This window comes from Anaerobacillus sp. MEB173, from assembly GCF_052119505.1.
GTDB lineage: Bacteria > Bacillota > Bacilli > Bacillales > JBJMAU01 > JBJMAU01.
In genome coordinates this window covers 1-16,393 of sequence record NZ_JBJMAU010000009.1, presented here as the reverse complement: position 1 = coordinate 16,393, position 16,393 = coordinate 1, and the positions used below count along the sequence as shown (strand labels likewise).

Below are 16,393 nucleotides of genomic sequence, written 5' to 3'. Positions count from 1 at the left end.
CCTTACAATTCCCCCTCTTACCTCACTACATGATTCTCCCATAAAAGAAATTACCATATTAATGCTCTATGATTCAACCATCCTTATCCAAATTCATTCTGTTAATGACTTTTTTGAAATGTTCTTCCTGTTTTTTTACACCTTCAACAAGTGGGGTTTTCTTAGAAAATCCAAGGACATTTCTTGCCTTCTCAGTAGAAATTCTCATCCGTAATCGTTCATTCTGAGCGTTCCCAACATCCTTACCTGTAATTAACGATCTCCCTTTATACCATTCATCGAGTTCTCCACTCGTGATATTAAATACTTCATTCTCCGCCTTCGTCTTCGCTGCTAACATTAGCGCTTCAACTACATCATCTACATAAACAATGTCCTCAACAACGCGATCGATTTCAATGCTTTCATTTTGCTTTATATCTTTATTCATTAGCAATTGATAATAAGTCATATCAGGTCTTTGCCATGGGCCATAGACTGTTGGAAGACGAAGAATGACAATCGGCACATTTCTTTTCTTCTGTTCTTGAAGCAGAATTGATTCGCCAGCTAGTTTTGTTAAGCCATATGGTGTAATCGGGTTTGTCGGTGTTGATTCCGTCACAACTCCATAACGCTCTCCATATACTTGAATTGTTGAGGCAAATACAATTCGTGTATTTTTGGTGCACGATTGAATGATTTTCTTTGTACACTTAACATTATGATGAATTGTCTCACGTAACCTCTCCCACTTACTGTCTGTTTTCGTAGCCGCAGCAAGATGAAATACAACTTGTGTTCCAGGGAGAATTTCTTCAAAATTTATATTTTCGATGCTTTTATTTATAAAGTGAAATTGACTATTACGAGTAAAATATTGCAACTTCTCCATTTGCATTGATTTTCGATTATCATCTAACATACAGTCAATTCCATATACTTCTATTCCTTCCTGAAGTAGTCGTTCACAAAGATTAAAACCAATAAACCCCAATGCTCCTGTTACGATTACTTTTTTCATTCGTTCACCCCTCCATTAATTTTGAAGATGGCTAAATTGATAAGAAAAGCGCAAGCGCCTTACTCAGAAGTGACCTCAAGCGGCTAGGCGCTGGAGCTAGACATCTGTAAAAAAAATCCCCAACTGATTAAAACTTGTGCAAACAGTTGGAGTTTCATTATAAATAAATAATTATCATGAAGAAAATGTTGCTTCATCATTTAGATGAAATTGACTATTTAATTCTTCCTTTAATTGTTGTATCCGTCTCTTTCCAATGTCAGTTAAATTACTTTCACTTTGATCTAACAAAGCTTTTAATTCATTCTTTTTTTCATTCAACTGATTTCACCTCAACTAAGTATTCTTTTTTCATTATATGCATATTATTGTTAAATTATCAGGATTATAAAAAGAAAAGCGCTTGCGCTAGACAACAAAAATAGAGAAGACAAGTGTCTCAACACTTGTCTTCTCCTTTATTATGGCTTTCGTTTTGGCATCCATTTGCGATTATGATTGGATGTCTCTGGAAATGTATCACCCGCTTTTAATTTCACTTGTTTCGGATTTTGAACCATACTCCCTGTCTCACCTATTTCAACATAAATTCCGTTATTAGGAGCCTTCTGTCCATGATCAAATTGTCTGTTTTGTCCCATAATCCCTATCACCTTTCCTTCTTAATCATACTAAAAAGAAAAAATACATTGTACATTAAAACGCATAGTTACTCTCACTAAGTTTAATGTACCCAAATAAAAAACAAGCTAACCAAGATTCATAATTAGCTTGTTGACAGTTAGTACCATAACGCCATTAATGTTACAAAAACAATACTATTGCCTATTTCAATTACTCCGATTGTAACCGGATTTGGTTTATTATTCTTCGATGTAATAAATGATTTAATTGCGCTCACAGACAACGCTAATGCAATAAACGGATAGCCAATAATAACTGGAACCGCGACCATTGTTCCATGATACATCGTTGACACGAATTTGAAACCTTTGTTCTTCCGCTCCCTAATTAAGGATTTTACATGAAATACACTCGCAATAAAATAAACAAAATTAATCAACATTAGGATGATAGCTGTAGTAGCAATTGTTCCTTGTCCGATATAATAAGCAATTAAAACAAGAAAAGACAATCCCACAATGGCAAACAGATCATTAATAAATAAACGCTCCTTTTTCACTTTGGCAAACAGAATGTTTAATGTGAAAAATGGGAGGACAAAACTTCCCAGCAATATAATATATGGCTTCATTATTAATACAGGGATAACGAACGTAAGCCCAACAACTAAATAGATTATTAATGAGGGAATGATTTCTTTGCCAATTTTCGGTTGGCGTATATACGTTAAAATCGGTGCAGATGAAAAATAAAGACTGAGTACGCCTACAAAGAAGACTAAATGAAGCCATGTTGGTCCACTGCTAATTGCCCCTAATAAATAAGGTACGATTAACATTGCCCAAGCTCCATGTTCACGAGGTATATACCATTTCATTGCCCCTCTTCCTTTCTTACAAATCATATCAACTACCTAAAAGGTGAGTATTTTATACAAAACAGTTTAACAATATTAAAAACCTGATTTTATTTTACTAAAAACGACCGCCAATCTAAGTGACTTTCATCACAGGAATATTAACTGTGATTTTTTACACTGCCGTCTTTTATGAAATTTGCTACACTATTACTGCTTGATCATGTACGGGAAGGGGATAATGCTATGCTAGAAGTCATTGTTACTTATACCGGAGAGTTACCGGTTTTTGAAAAATTGCGTGAATGTAACTTTTTATATAAAGACGGAAATTATATTTTAGAAAAAGAGATCGATCATTCTCTTCTCACTTTAGCTGCACATCATGATGCAGAACAAAAAAAAATAACCCTTACTTTTTCTGGTGAGTTAAAAATGGAACAATATCAATTTATTCACGATACAATTAATAAACTTAACTCATCTTTAAACGGAGTAATTAATGATTCAAAGGCTTCAATGGGATATTTAAAAGACGGCTCCGAAGCTTACATTATTAATGGATGGAATCCTTGGATATCATTTTTACAGGAGGCAAAACACAGCTCAATGGAAGGACAAAAAGTACAAGTTTATGATGGCCCCGCCTTACTAGCAGAAGGAATATTAATGAGCTTTGAAAAGGATGAAAATGAATCAGAACATTTCAAAATAAAAAAGTGCTCCTTAATTACGACATTCGGAGACCGAGAATATTCCGGTGAAGATTTAATAATAAGACCTACAGGGGAATTTATGTAGAATTAGTTTAAAGTTTAAAGCCTAGAGTTGTGTTAGTGATTTCAAAGATAGAAAGTGACTTTCTTAAGAAGCTCTCAATAACTCTAAACTCTCCACTCTAAAATCTACACTCGACTTAAAAAGACATGGTTTTTGTTACCATGTCTTTTTCTTATATCGTACAAATTTCTACTGGGCAATCTCCGCATTGCAAATATTCTTTAAGGTAGTTAATATCCTTAATGCAAATATAACCTTTGTTGTACGTAATCACCTTGTCTTTCTTTAAGTCATTAAGGCTTCGGTTAACACTTTCTCGTGATGTTCCGATATAATTGGCAATGTCTTGGTTTGTTAAATGAACATTGATTAGTATACTGCCATCAGGATTTTTAATGCCATATGAATTACTAAAACGTATTAATGTAGAATAAAGTGCACCTGTTTTTCCACACAAAATTAAGTCACGAAACTTTGCCTGAGTCGACTGCGTGTGCCTTGCAAACCACTTCATAAACGCTACGGCAATCTCTCCGTTTTTGCGGAAAATTTCTTCTAGTTGATTTCGTTCAAACTTTACTAATACTGCATCTTCAATTACTTCAGCAGTAACACTAATTGACATCTCATTGAATAGACCAACTTCCCCAACAAGTTCATCCTTTTGCTTTAAATGAACGGAGAATTCTCTCCCGTCAACAGTCATTTTACTTAGCCTTACCATTCCTGAACGAACAAGATAGACACTATCAGGTTGATCCCCTTCATAAAATAAAGTTGTACCCGCCACTACAGATAGTTCCTGTCCATTCGCTAACAACATATCTTGGTTTTCTTTGGACAACTCGTTAAAGAACCGCTTCATTTCTAGCTGTTTCTTTGGCATGAAGAAAACCACCTTTTCCTTATTATTTATCCATTGCTATTATACACTTCTATTGTATCCTTTTTAAATATAAACTGTAATAAAATATGTTTTCTGAAAAAATAAAAAAAGTATAATTGATTCTACTTATGGGAAAAACGGCAGAAAGAATATTCTGCCGTGAATCTTGTGAAATTTTTCACTAACTTGTTTTCTGTAACGGAATCTCAGCTTGATTAACCTCACGATCTACGGACGATAACTCATACTCTTCTCCGTGACCACCCTTAGGCTCATCTAGTAAGAACAAACAACAGAAGAAACTAACAAAGGCTCCGCCGGCTAAGATGAAAAAGAATGTTTGAGGAGAAACCATTGTAAAGATCGTTAAGTAAACAACGGACCCAACATTGCCATAAGCACCAGCCATCCCTGATATTTGACCTGTAATCCTTTTTTTAATTAAAGGAATGACCGCAAATGTTGCTCCCTCTGCACCTTGGATAAAGATAGATGTGATAATTGTTACGACAATCGCTAAAATTAACGGCCATTCAGAATTGATTAATCCCATTCCAATTAATCCCAAACCAATACCAAACATATACATCAACATAACTTTCTTTCTGCTTTTCACTCTGTCTGATAACCAGCCACCCAGAGGTCTTGCAAAAAGATTCACAAAGGCAAATGATGCAGCAATTAAACCAGCTGCTGTGGCTGATAAACCAAATGTTAGTAAGAAGAACATTGGTAACATTGAAACAATCGCTAATTCAGCTCCAAAGTTGGCAAAGTATGTTGTATTTAATGCAGCTACATTTTTAAACTTATATTTATCATCTTCTGGTACCCCAGCTTTTAAAATTGGAATATTTACACGAAGAATTTGGACAATCTGATAAATAAGAGTAATCGCCAAGATAACATAAATAATAAAGAGTGCTGTTTCAGAGATAAAACCTAAATTTTTCAAACGCCATGATAGTAATCCAAGTGCTGCAACTAATGGTACAGTCCAGATAATCAATTGAATCATATCACCCCAGCTGCTTACTTCCATTGCAGCAATTTTACGAGCCTTTTGATATACTTTTCCTTCAGGTGTGTCAGTGACTGAGAAGTAATAAATCACACCATAGATAAGACATAATACTCCTGAGAAAGCGATAGCATAGCGCCATCCTTCATCTCCACCAAACATTGAAATTGCTACCCATGGTAAAATCATTGCAGCTGCAGCTGAACCAAAGTTTCCCCATCCTGCATAAAACCCTTCGGCAAAGCCAACGCTTTTTGGCGGAAACCATTCCGAAACCATTCGAATTCCAACAACAAAGCTTGCACCAATACAGCTAAGTAATAAACGAGCAACTAATAATTGTGTCCACGTATCACCAAATGCGAATGCAAATGTTGGAATCGCCATAACGATTAATAATGCTGAGAACACTTTTCTTGGTCCGTATTTATCGAGTAACATCCCAATAATAATACGCGCAGGTATTGTTAAAGCTACATTAATGATAGCCAAAGCTGCGATGTGGTCCATTGTTAGCCACCCGAGGGAATCAACCATCGTGGTGGCTAATGGAGCCATGTTAAACCAAGCAAAGAAGGAGACGAAAAAGGCAATCCATGTTAAGTGTAAGATTTTTGTTCGTTCATTTTTAAATTGAAAAATATCTGAAAAACTCATCGCTACCGCCCTCCCAAGAGACGATTTTATAAGGAAATTAACATTTCACTTCCGCATTTTTACGTGAATAGAAGTACCACGTTACTAACAAACTGACAACATAATATCCGATAAATAAGTACATAGCTAAGTTTGCACCACCAGTTGTCTCAATTGACCAACCGAAAATTTTCGGAATAAAGAATGCCCCATATGCTGCAATTGCTGCTGTGAACCCAAGTACTGGTGCTGCTTCCTTCGGTGGGAAAATATATGGAACCATTGTAAATGTTGATCCGTTTGCAATTCCCGTTGTGATGAATAACAACATAAACATTAGTAAGAATCCTGTGAAGCTACCTGCATTTAAGAAGTAAATAACCCCAAATGTTGCAAGAATCATTACTACAACATCCCAAAATGTTACTCTAGCTCCACCTAATTTGTCAGAGATCATACCTCCAATCGGTCTAGCTAAAGCACCAACTAGTGGACCTAAGAACGCAAATTGTAAGGCATTTACTTCCGGAAATTCTGTTCTGATTAACAGTGGAAATGCCGCTGAGAACCCGATAAATGATCCGAAACACATAATATACAGAAACGTCATAATCCAAGTGTGTTTGTTCTTAAAAATTACTGTTTGTTCCTTAAAAGAAGCTTTTGCTGTTGGTAAATTATCCATTCCAAAAATGGCTGCAATTACTGTTAAGATAATTGGTATAACCCAGATAAATGCTGCATTTTGCATCCATACTTGTGCACCGTTTGATAATTCTTGAGATGAACCAGCAAATGCACCGAAAATACCGATTGTCACTACTAATGGAGCTAAAAATTGAACTGCTGATACTCCTAAGTTACCAATTCCAGCATTTAGTCCTAATGCCGTACCTTTCGCCTTCTTCGGGAAGAAGAAACTAATATTTGACATTGAAGAGGAGAAATTACCTCCACCAAAACCACAAAGTGCGGCTAAAATTGCCATTGTCATAAACGATGTTTCTGGATTTTGAACTGCAAATCCGATTCCAATTGTTGGTATTAATAATGAAGCAGTACTGATTATTGTCCAGTTTCGCCCACCGAATATCGGTACAACGAATGTATAGATTAATCGGAATGTAGCACCCGTCAAACCAGGTAAGGCTGCAAGTGTAAATAATTCCCCAGGTGTAAAATTGAAGCCTACATCATTTAAGTTAACAGCCACTACTGACCAAATTTGCCATACCGCAAATGCTAAGAAAAGTGCAGGTATTGAAATCCATAGATTTCGATTTGCGTGCCGCTTTCCTTCAGACTCCCAAAACTGTTCATCTTCCGGATCCCATCTTGTAATTCTTGCCATGATTTAATTCCCCCTAAAAAACTTTAATGAAATAATTTTTAATGAAATAATTATTTGTTAAGTTAAATTATTAATTAGTATAAAGGCCTTTGTTTAACTTACTTTAATCATAAAGGAGTCAATCCCTTGCTGGTGTGAAATTTCTCACATATTATATGGTGTTCAAAAAATGTTCAATATACTGAAACAAAATTGATAAAATTTTATTAAAATAATAAAAGCTGACTATCTAATTTCTAGTCAGCTTTTGTACTTTATTAATTTAATATTCAAGTTTGCGCCAATAGAAATAGGTTATTAACGCAATAACAGCAGAAATCATTCCAACAATCGATAATGGAGCAATTGCTTCATATTCATGTCCATAGTAGTGCTGTACACTTAAATGTAACATAAACACATTAACAATAACGGTTAGAAAAATGATCGCCCAACATATTTTTTTAGCCATGACGATACTTCCTTCCTACTGCGTATACTACTCCAGCTTCAACTTCAAGCTCAATTAGAGGAAGTTCACGTTGAGGCGGTCCTGAAATTGGGTGTCCAGTACCGATATCAAAAGATCCTTTATGACAAGGGCATAACAAAATATCTTTTTTTTCTTCATAAAATACAGGACATTTTAAATGTGTACACGCATTGTTATAAGCGGCAAGTTTCCCCTCTTTTGAATGAACGAGTAAAGCTCCATCTTCTTCGGTTGGATAATGAAACGTTACTGAGGAACCTTTTGGGACATCAGCCAGATCGGCAATTTTGACACGGTTACTATCAGCTACTGCTTTTTCTTCAGCACCTAACATCGCCTTAAGTGAAAAAGGTAATGTTGCAATTCCTAAAGCTACAGATGCCCCAACAGCAGATTTTAGAAATGCTCTTCGATTATATTTTAAATCATCATCTCGGTTTAAATTATCAACGAGATTGATCATATCATCATTCGTATCTTTTTGATTACGACCTATTTTTTTCTTTTCGGTCATCTTACTCTCCTCCATTTCTAGTCTAGCTCCAACTCCTCATCATTCGAAATCATTTTGCTTCAGACAAGGCGTTTCCGCTTTTCTTAGTCTGAGTAAACCCCGAAAAACTCAGGAACATATTTCCACTTATCTTGTTCAGTCGGTTTCTTACCTTCCACAAGATTCATTTGTGTACGACGGCGGCGTAATGCCTGCATTTCATCAAAGTCAATAAAGCGAATCGCATCACTTGGACAAACAGATGCACACATTGGTGCAATATCATGCTGCGTGCGGTCATAACACATATCACACTTGTACATTTTATTCTCTTCAAAATCAAACTTCGGTATTCCAAATGGACAACCAAATGTACAGTTACGGCAACCGATACACTTTTCCTCCATCGCTGAAAGAACGACACCTTCATCCGTAATTTGGATCGCATTAGCAGGACATACACGAGCACATGCAGGATCCTTACATTGCATACATAGCATTGGATATGTTTGACGGCTCTCCATAAAGTCAACATACTCTACATAGTTACGTTCTTTCATGTCATGACCGCCACATTCACGACAAGCTGCCTGACATGAACGACAACCAATACAACGTTCAAATTCTAAATACATAATTTTATTCATAGTAGTTGTTCCCCCTCATTGATTTCTTCCCGAACACACATTTATATAGGATAATATAAGTTTAGAGTTGATAGTTTAGAGTTTAGAGTTATTGAGGGTTAAGGCATCGAAGCTCTAGTAAGAAAAACGTCGAAGCAATTCAAAACCAACTCTAAACTCTACACTCTAAACTCTTCACTGATCTTTTTACGCTTTCTCCATTCTAACTGCACAAACTTTAAACTCTGGCATACGTGATATTGGATCTAATGCAGGATTTGTTAATTGGTTAATTGATAACTCTTTCCCCCAGTGATACGGTACAAATAAATGATCATTACGGATTGCTTTTGTTAAACGGACATCTAATACCATTGATGAACGACGAGTTGTTAAACGTACTGTATCACCGTTTAATAGGTTGTATTGACTCGCAAGTTCAGGATGAATCTCAACATAAGGCGTAGGACATTGTTCCATTAAGAAATCAACACGGCGAGTCTGGTTTCCTGATAGGTAGTGGAATACTACACGTCCAGTTGTTAATGTTAAAGGATAATCTGTTGATGGTACTTCGCCAGGCTCATTCCATTCAACAACTGCCAGGTTTGCCTTTCCGTCTTCTGTACCAAATTTCTCTTTGAACATCGTTGGTGTTCCAGGGTGACCTTCTTCAGGACAAGGCCAGAAGATACCATTTTCTTTTTCTAAGCGCTCATACGTAATTCCGTAATAATCTGCTTTTCCACCTTTAGAAGCTAATTTGAACTCTTCAAAAATTTCAGGAACATTTTTATATGGGAAGAAGTCCCCTTTGCCCATTCTTTCAGCAATTAACTTCATAATTTCCCAATCCGTTTTCGACTCACCGATTGGATCTTTTACTTTTTGAATACGGATAACACGACCTTCAATATTTGTTGTTGTCCCTTCATCTTCTGCCCATGTTGATGCCGGAAGTACAACATCAGCAAATTCTGCTGTCTCAGATAAGAAGAAGTCACTTACTACCATGAAATCTAACGCTTTGAATGCTTTCCATACATGCTCATTGTTTGGAGCCGATACTGCAGGATTACTACAGATAACATGCATTGCACGAATTTTTCCTTTTAAAATTTCATCCATCATTTCATAAGCAGAGACACCAGCCTTAGGCATTTCCTCAGGCTTAATTCCCCAAACACCTGCAACATATTTAACATGTTCAGGGTTTTCAATTTTACGGTATCCTGGTAATGCATCAGCCTTTTGACCATGCTCACGTCCACCTTGACCGTTACCTTGTCCCGTAAATGTTGCAACACCAGAAGCAAATTTACCGATTTGACCTCTTAGTAACGCCATTGACGTATATAGTGAAACGTTGTCTACACCTTTTGTTTGCTGTTCAATTCCACGAGCGAACATGACGACTGAACGTGGTGATTGACCATAAATGTGTCCTGCTCTTAATAGCTTCTCAACTGATACTCCAGTGATTTTTGACGTGTACTCAGGTGTAAAGCGCTCAACATTTTTCTTTAATTCCTCATAGTTATTACAACGCTCATTTACATACTCTTCATCAACATAGCCTTCCTTAATAAGAATGTGCATCATTCCATTTGCCAGTGCAGAGTCTGTACCAGATTTTAAATCCAAATGTACATCAGCAATACGAGCTGTTGGTGTTTCTCTAGGGTCAGCAACGATTAGCTTTGCACCTTTGTCTTTTGCTCTCCAGAACCATTGAATACTTGTCGGATGACACTCTGCTGTATTTGTTCCACCCATAAAGAAACAGTCTGTATGTTCAAGCTCAGTCCATGGCAATGTTGATCCACGATCAATTCCCAGAGTTTTCATAAAGCCTCCAGCGGCACTACTCATACAAAAACGACCGTTATAATCAACATAGCGAGTACCTAATGCAACACGAGCATATTTCCCTACTAAATAACACTTTTCATTCGTCATTGATACTCCACCGTAAACTGATAAAGCATCTTTTCCGTGTTTCGCTTGAAGCTCTTTAAAATTCTTTTCAATTAAATCAAGTGCTTCTTCCCAGCTAGATTCTACAAACTGACCATTTTTCTTTATTAAAGGTTTTGTAATACGATCCTTGTGATCGACCGTTTGGTAAGCTGTTACCCCTTTAGGACACATTTTCCCATTCGTTACTGGCCAATCGTAACGAGGCTCTACCCCTACTACCTTACCTGTTTTTTCATTTAAACGGATGTGCATTCCACATTGCATTCCACAATAACAACAATGAGTTGTAATTAGTTTTTCACCTTTATGTTGTAAATTCTTTGTACCTTCTTTTACGTAAAACTTTGTCATACTGTTACCTCCTCTTTAGACTTCTCCTCAGTAGACTTCTGTTCTTTTTTGTTTAAGTTATAAAAATCATCTGATCGTTTTTTTCCAAATCCAGAAATATGAAAGCCATTATTTGTTTGTACAGGTCCGAATGGATCACCTTGTGGTCCTTCCATATTCATCTGTTTCATTACACGCATTCTACGACGGCATGCTGGACAATAGTCAGCTAAATACGAACCATCTTCCATTTGTAAATCAAAGGCTTGTGCCCCTAAAATTCCTTTTACATCTTCAATTTGAGCATCACTGCTGTATTCTTTTTGACAGCTTTTACAAGGACGCGTATCCACTTGTAATACTTCTTGATAGTTCATTGGTACCGCAGTCGCAAGCGGGCGGATTGGCAAGTGGAACAATTTCCCGAATGGAAAGTAAATTAAGAATACAACTGTTACAGCTTGATGGATAATTGTTAAATTATGGTGCATCCAGCCACCCATAAACTTATATGAAACGGTTAATACTAATCCTGTTACAGTAACTGCTAACAACATAAATAATGGTACTAAATCAAACTCAACACGTTGTGTAACTGCTAAGTTCTTGTTATTTGTGCGGCGAATAAGTGCCATGATTAAACCAATTAATAATAATAGTGCCGTAATGTTTAATCCGTTAAATGCCATTTGGGCAAGTATTCCAGTCGGTGACATTGTAATCGTTGGGAATCCAAACACAATCATTTGATAAGTGTGGGGATCAACTAGATCGAAGCGGAACAAACCAAATACAAGTCCAAATGTAATTGCAAATGATCCAAGACAGCCCCATGCTATCAACCAGTGCATGATCCCTCGGTACGTACCACGCTTAAAAATAAATTTTTGAAGGATAATATTATCTACTAATGTCTTAAATATTGCCTTGTAGTTTCGTTTCATTTTTGAACCTTGCTTCATGTTTTGTATACTTCGTTTAACAACTTGTTTAGTAGCCGGACGGATCAGCCAAGAACACATTCGAACTGTAATACCAATAGCAAAAACAAATGATCCAATAATATACCCCATTTGTGCTAGTTTCATGTGTGCAAACTGATTTGTAGCTACCCACATTATAAAAACCATAGCTAAGACAACGACAAATGCATACATGCTTGTTTTTGAATAAAAGGATTTTTCATACTGTTTCACCCTTTTTCACTCCCCCTATAAATCTTTTAAAACGATTTAGCGCGATTTCCGTTGTTTTTTATCTGCGCTTTTCTTAGTTCCTATACTAGAGTTTTTTTAAAGAGCATGCTGTGAATTTTTTCACACAGTTGTCGAAAACCTATGAAATAGTGGAGAAAAAAAGTATTACTACACTCCAAATTATTTTTTTAGTATAACTTAAAGCGTTGATAACAATGGAGCAGAAGCTTAGTCACAGAACGTTCACAAAAAATGCTAACTTACTTCATACAATTATTGTTAAATAAAAGAAGCCCAACCTCTGCTGTGAGAAATTGAGCTCCTAATAGATACTTATTTAACTAGCTGAACTCTCTACCATTGACAGGAAAACTTCCTCTAATGATGAGCAGTTTTGTTCAGCATAAATTTCTTCAAGTGTACCTGATGTTTTCACTTTTCCTTGAAATAATATGATGATCTCATCACAAATTTCAACTACATCTCTCATAATGTGACTTGATAAAACAACAGTCTTACCTTCTCTAATCAACTCTTGGAGAATATCCTTAAACTGAATCACCCAAAATGGATCTAATCCATTTGTCGGTTCATCTAAAATATATAAATCAACATCTGCCAACAACGCCTGTGCTAGGTTAACTCTTTGGCCCATCCCTTTTGAAAAAGATCCAACTTTATTGTTCCTTTTGTCCCATAAGCCAACTCTTTGAAGAACTTCTTTTATTTTTTCTTTTTTGGCTCCTATAAAGGAAGCGTAATATTCTAATACTTCAACTGGGGTTAATTCAGGATGAAAATTCATATGGTCAGGCATATAACCGAATAACTTTTTATCGTTTGTATTAAATTTAACAGTTCCACTCGAGGATTTTTCTATACCTGTAACAATTTTTATTAAAGTACTTTTTCCAGCTCCATTTCCTCCACAAATGACGACACACTTGCCTGCTTTTATCTTTATATTTGTCGGATGCAAAACAGTCGATTTACCGTATGTTTTTGAAACATTAGAAATCTCTAACATTATTTTTTCTTCTTGCATTTATGCCACCCTCTTCCTAATAACTATGACTGATAGGCTCAGGGAAATTAATATGATAACGAACAATGAGAAGAAGAAATATGCATTTAATGTACCATTTACTCCCCATTCATTTAATATTAAATAGTTAGGACCGAAAATATAATTTGCCCCAAGCTGATTGATCGTCCAAACACGCACAGATTCAATTGGATTGGCTAAAATAAACCAAAATAATGCCGTTAATTTTTGACCGTATGGAATTGTATTAATAATTGAAAAAACAATAAACTCATAGACAAAAACAAGGAAACTCCAAGCAAATAATGCTAACGATAATCCTTGCATTCTAGTGACTGAAAACGAACCGATCAGTACTGCTAATCCTGAGAAAACTAAAACAATAAAAATATTAAGTGAAAGAAAAATTCCAAACATTGCTGCGTCGTAGAGTGCACCTTTGAAATAGAGGAAAATTCCAAAGACCCCATAGGAAACACCAAGAGATATCATTAGCGAAACAGATAAAGCTACATACTTACTAATCAAGTAAAAAATCATTGGGGTTTGATAGGTTCGGTAAAGAGAAAATCTTCCTTCTTCTTTATCCGCTACAATTGAATTCGTTCCTAATATCAAACAAATAATAGGCAAAATCCAAAGAGATAAGTTAATCAGCATAGCAATGGAACGACTATACGCATTACTTATTGTTTCTTCTGTTATGTTGCCTTCAGCGTCATAAACTGCTGACGTATCTTTCACTTCATCCAGACCAAAATACGCTGGATCTAGCTGCCCGACAGAAAATTGTGTGCCAGCTACCTCACCCGTTGCTCTATCAGAAAACGGAATTGCTGTATTTTTTGCTGACTCAAGTCCATAGAAGTAGAGTAAAAACGCTAAGCCAATAAATAAAATTAAGAAACTTAATAACCATTTACTTCTTAACAGGACACGTAATTCTAATGCAAGCATCGACTGAAACATTGATTTTTTCATATGTCCAACCTCCTCAGTCATTGCATTGACTGATTCACCTTAGTGTGATTTTTCCATCTCAACATCTTCGTGTTCCCCATCTTCAGTGCTTTCCGCATTATGGTCATCCATGTCTTCACCATGTTCACTCTCACCATGACCATCAGTATGAGTTTGATACCACTGTTTCAGTGTTTCACTATCAATGTCCATTATCTGTTCATACGTTAATAGCTCCCCACCGTGCTCTGTTGCAAACTGCTCTGCTGCTTCTTGTGATTGAAAAGCAATAAATCCATAACTCATTGGGGTTTGAATATTTTGATCATGAACAAAATAAGATTGAGAGAGGTCAATCCACTCACCAGACGTATGATCTCTAACATAAGAAACTTCAATTTCATCATTTGTTTCCAGTAAATACGTTAACATACACCCAATATCATCGAATAGGCGTGGTGTACCATCTTTCAGAATTGTTTGACTCGCTGATTGTAAATCTTCAATTCCCATATGACATGTATAACATTTATCTACATCCAACGTGATTTCAACTGGTTCAAGCGAAGCATTTCCGCATCCAGTCATCAAACCAATCGATACTATTAGCATTACAAAAACGATCACAATCCGTTTCAAATTGTTCTCCTCCTTGTTAAATACAAAGTGATAAAACTAATACTAATTACTGAAACAAACAAACTTAATAATAATGCAGGATGAGTAAAACCCATGTGATTTCCATGAGGCTGAAAGACTTCCACTTGTTGTGTAATAATCACTGGTTCAGAAAGTGAATATTCATCTATAATGAACGTATCTGACGGGATATGTGTGTACTGTTCAATGGTGTTCCATAAACGAACAGCCGGACTCTCAAAGAAAATGTGTAAAAAGGGATCTCGTTCACTCATTTGGTAAAAGACATCACCGCTTTTATAAGCGAAATCATTAATACCATCATTTTCTAAATCAACAATTCTTTGATCATCCCAAAAGTTACCGTATCCATCCACATTAAAATCATTTTCGTTTTCTGGGTTTGTAACGACTTGCTGTGTGTTCTTTGTCAGGTTATTTAAAAATATCCAGTTATTTAACGCACCTTCTCCCAGCTCAATTCCTCTTACATTTTCAGTAATTTGGTTTTTGTAAATCTCGTTTCGTTGTGCAAAACCTAAGAAAATCCCTTTCGAATTCCCTTTGATGATGTTTTCGGAAATCACTGAATCAAATAGGTCGAAACCAAAAACACCAGTTCCATCAGAAAGTGTATTTAAATGAAAATAGTTGTACTTTATTGTTATTTCTTTACTTTGCATAATCATGCCGCCATTATAACTTCCTCTCACTTCATTGTGAGTAATGGCAATGTTTTTTGCATACATCGTATGGATACCGTATCTGGCATTAATAAAACGATTATAGCTCACTTGTGCAGAACTAGTATGTGAAACCCATACCCCATCTTGTGTATTGTACGTTTGATTATTTGTAATTATTGCACCGTCGCCGTTAATGACATACATTGCATAACCATAACGTCGACTACCTATTAACTCATCCCAGCTGGAAATATTATTTCCGCTTATAACATTGCCATAACCATCTCTGACAAGTACGCCATGGAATACATTTCTTATTTTATTATTTAAAATTTGATTTCGGTCTCCGCGCGAGAATATCCCAGCGGCATCAGTGCCTCCGCCCTCAACATGAAGGTTTTCAACTGTAACATCATCCGCTTCAATTAAAATTGGATATCCTTTATCAAGGCCTTTAATATGAGCTTCTCCTTTCCCTTTAAGTACAATTGAAGCTTCAATTGTAAAATTGCCATGATACTCGCCATCTTCTAGTATAATTGTATCTCCAGCACTGGCCTGTTTAAGAGCTTGATGTAATGAATCACTATCTGTAACACTGATTTCTTTTCCAGCAGTAAAACTAATGCTTGTAAAAGAAATGAAGAATATTACGGTGAATAAACCAACTAATCCGACCCTAGTTCTCATATTCCCACCTCATTACAATACCCCTCTTTACTGTACAGAAAGAGGGGTATTATTAGCCTTAAAGAACAATATTTTAGTGGCTCATGCTTGATTCGCCTTCAGGTCCACCTGATTCATTA

At 36.1% G+C, this 16,393-nt stretch carries 17 protein-coding genes; 1 reads left to right on the top strand and 16 read right to left on the bottom strand.

Annotated elements, in window-relative coordinates:
* Window positions 1-73 precede the first annotated feature (73 nt).
* The 4 genes from ACJ2A9_RS16405 to ACJ2A9_RS16390 form a co-directional block, all read right to left on the bottom strand.
* On the bottom strand, window positions 74-1,003 hold the full coding sequence (locus tag ACJ2A9_RS16405) for an NAD-dependent epimerase/dehydratase family protein (protein WP_441422760.1): 930 nt from the start codon (window positions 1,001-1,003) through the stop codon (window positions 74-76).
* Between the two features lie 174 nt (window positions 1,004-1,177).
* Window positions 1,178-1,324: a hypothetical protein gene (locus tag ACJ2A9_RS16400; protein WP_441422759.1), complete on the bottom strand. Its 147-nt coding sequence runs from the start codon at window positions 1,322-1,324 to the stop codon at window positions 1,178-1,180.
* A 140-nt stretch (window positions 1,325-1,464) separates the two neighbouring features.
* Entirely contained in the window at window positions 1,465-1,644 is a 180-nt protein-coding gene (locus ACJ2A9_RS16395) for a YjzC family protein (RefSeq protein ID WP_441422758.1), read from the bottom strand.
* A gap of 140 nt (window positions 1,645-1,784) precedes the next feature.
* Window positions 1,785-2,504: a YwiC-like family protein gene (locus ACJ2A9_RS16390; RefSeq protein WP_441422757.1), complete on the bottom strand. Its 720-nt coding sequence runs from the start codon at window positions 2,502-2,504 to the stop codon at window positions 1,785-1,787.
* Between the two features lie 225 nt (window positions 2,505-2,729).
* Between ACJ2A9_RS16390 and ACJ2A9_RS16385 the strand changes: the two genes are divergently transcribed.
* The gene (locus ACJ2A9_RS16385) at window positions 2,730-3,284 is read left to right on the top strand and encodes a hypothetical protein (RefSeq protein ID WP_441422756.1); all 555 of its coding nucleotides are present in this window, start codon (window positions 2,730-2,732) and stop codon (window positions 3,282-3,284) included.
* A 151-nt stretch (window positions 3,285-3,435) separates the two neighbouring features.
* On the opposite strand, the gene ACJ2A9_RS16380 is transcribed toward ACJ2A9_RS16385, so the two are convergent.
* From ACJ2A9_RS16380 to ACJ2A9_RS16325, 12 genes are all read right to left on the bottom strand, one after another.
* Window positions 3,436-4,149, bottom strand: coding sequence for a Crp/Fnr family transcriptional regulator (locus tag ACJ2A9_RS16380; protein ID WP_441422755.1), 714 nt, complete (start codon window positions 4,147-4,149; stop codon window positions 3,436-3,438).
* A 181-nt stretch (window positions 4,150-4,330) separates the two neighbouring features.
* Window positions 4,331-5,827, bottom strand: coding sequence for a NarK family nitrate/nitrite MFS transporter (locus tag ACJ2A9_RS16375; RefSeq protein WP_441422754.1), 1,497 nt, complete (start codon window positions 5,825-5,827; stop codon window positions 4,331-4,333).
* 37 nt (window positions 5,828-5,864) lie between these two features.
* Window positions 5,865-7,157, bottom strand: coding sequence for a NarK family nitrate/nitrite MFS transporter (locus ACJ2A9_RS16370; RefSeq protein WP_441422753.1), 1,293 nt, complete (start codon window positions 7,155-7,157; stop codon window positions 5,865-5,867).
* 262 nt (window positions 7,158-7,419) lie between these two features.
* Window positions 7,420-7,608: a hypothetical protein gene (locus tag ACJ2A9_RS16365; RefSeq protein WP_441422752.1), complete on the bottom strand. Its 189-nt coding sequence runs from the start codon at window positions 7,606-7,608 to the stop codon at window positions 7,420-7,422.
* Window positions 7,601-8,143, bottom strand: a complete 543-nt coding sequence (locus ACJ2A9_RS16360; protein ID WP_441422751.1) for a Rieske (2Fe-2S) protein — start codon at window positions 8,141-8,143, stop codon at window positions 7,601-7,603. The genes ACJ2A9_RS16365 and ACJ2A9_RS16360 overlap by 8 nt, the downstream gene beginning before the upstream one ends.
* Window positions 8,144-8,226: 83 nt before the next feature.
* The gene (locus ACJ2A9_RS16355; protein ID WP_441422750.1) at window positions 8,227-8,769 is read right to left on the bottom strand and encodes a 4Fe-4S dicluster domain-containing protein; all 543 of its coding nucleotides are present in this window, start codon (window positions 8,767-8,769) and stop codon (window positions 8,227-8,229) included.
* 186 nt (window positions 8,770-8,955) lie between these two features.
* Window positions 8,956-11,079 carry a formate dehydrogenase subunit alpha gene (fdhF, locus tag ACJ2A9_RS16350; protein WP_441422749.1) on the bottom strand — a complete coding sequence of 708 codons (2,124 nt, stop codon included), beginning with the start codon at window positions 11,077-11,079 and terminating at the stop codon, window positions 8,956-8,958.
* Window positions 11,076-12,254 (bottom strand): MFS transporter, encoded by a 1,179-nt coding sequence (locus ACJ2A9_RS16345; protein WP_441422748.1) that lies wholly within the window; start codon window positions 12,252-12,254, stop codon window positions 11,076-11,078. Before ACJ2A9_RS16345 ends, fdhF begins: the two co-directional genes overlap by 4 nt.
* A gap of 337 nt (window positions 12,255-12,591) precedes the next feature.
* The gene (locus ACJ2A9_RS16340) at window positions 12,592-13,299 is read right to left on the bottom strand and encodes an ABC transporter ATP-binding protein (protein WP_441422747.1); all 708 of its coding nucleotides are present in this window, start codon (window positions 13,297-13,299) and stop codon (window positions 12,592-12,594) included.
* The gene (locus ACJ2A9_RS16335) at window positions 13,300-14,280 is read right to left on the bottom strand and encodes an ABC transporter permease subunit (protein WP_441422746.1); all 981 of its coding nucleotides are present in this window, start codon (window positions 14,278-14,280) and stop codon (window positions 13,300-13,302) included.
* 39 nt (window positions 14,281-14,319) lie between these two features.
* Entirely contained in the window at window positions 14,320-14,898 is a 579-nt protein-coding gene (locus ACJ2A9_RS16330; RefSeq protein WP_441422745.1) for a nitrous oxide reductase accessory protein NosL, read from the bottom strand.
* Window positions 14,895-16,274, bottom strand: a complete 1,380-nt coding sequence (locus tag ACJ2A9_RS16325) for a right-handed parallel beta-helix repeat-containing protein (RefSeq protein ID WP_441422744.1) — start codon at window positions 16,272-16,274, stop codon at window positions 14,895-14,897. Before ACJ2A9_RS16325 ends, ACJ2A9_RS16330 begins: the two co-directional genes overlap by 4 nt.
* Between the last annotated feature and the right edge of the window lie 119 nt (window positions 16,275-16,393).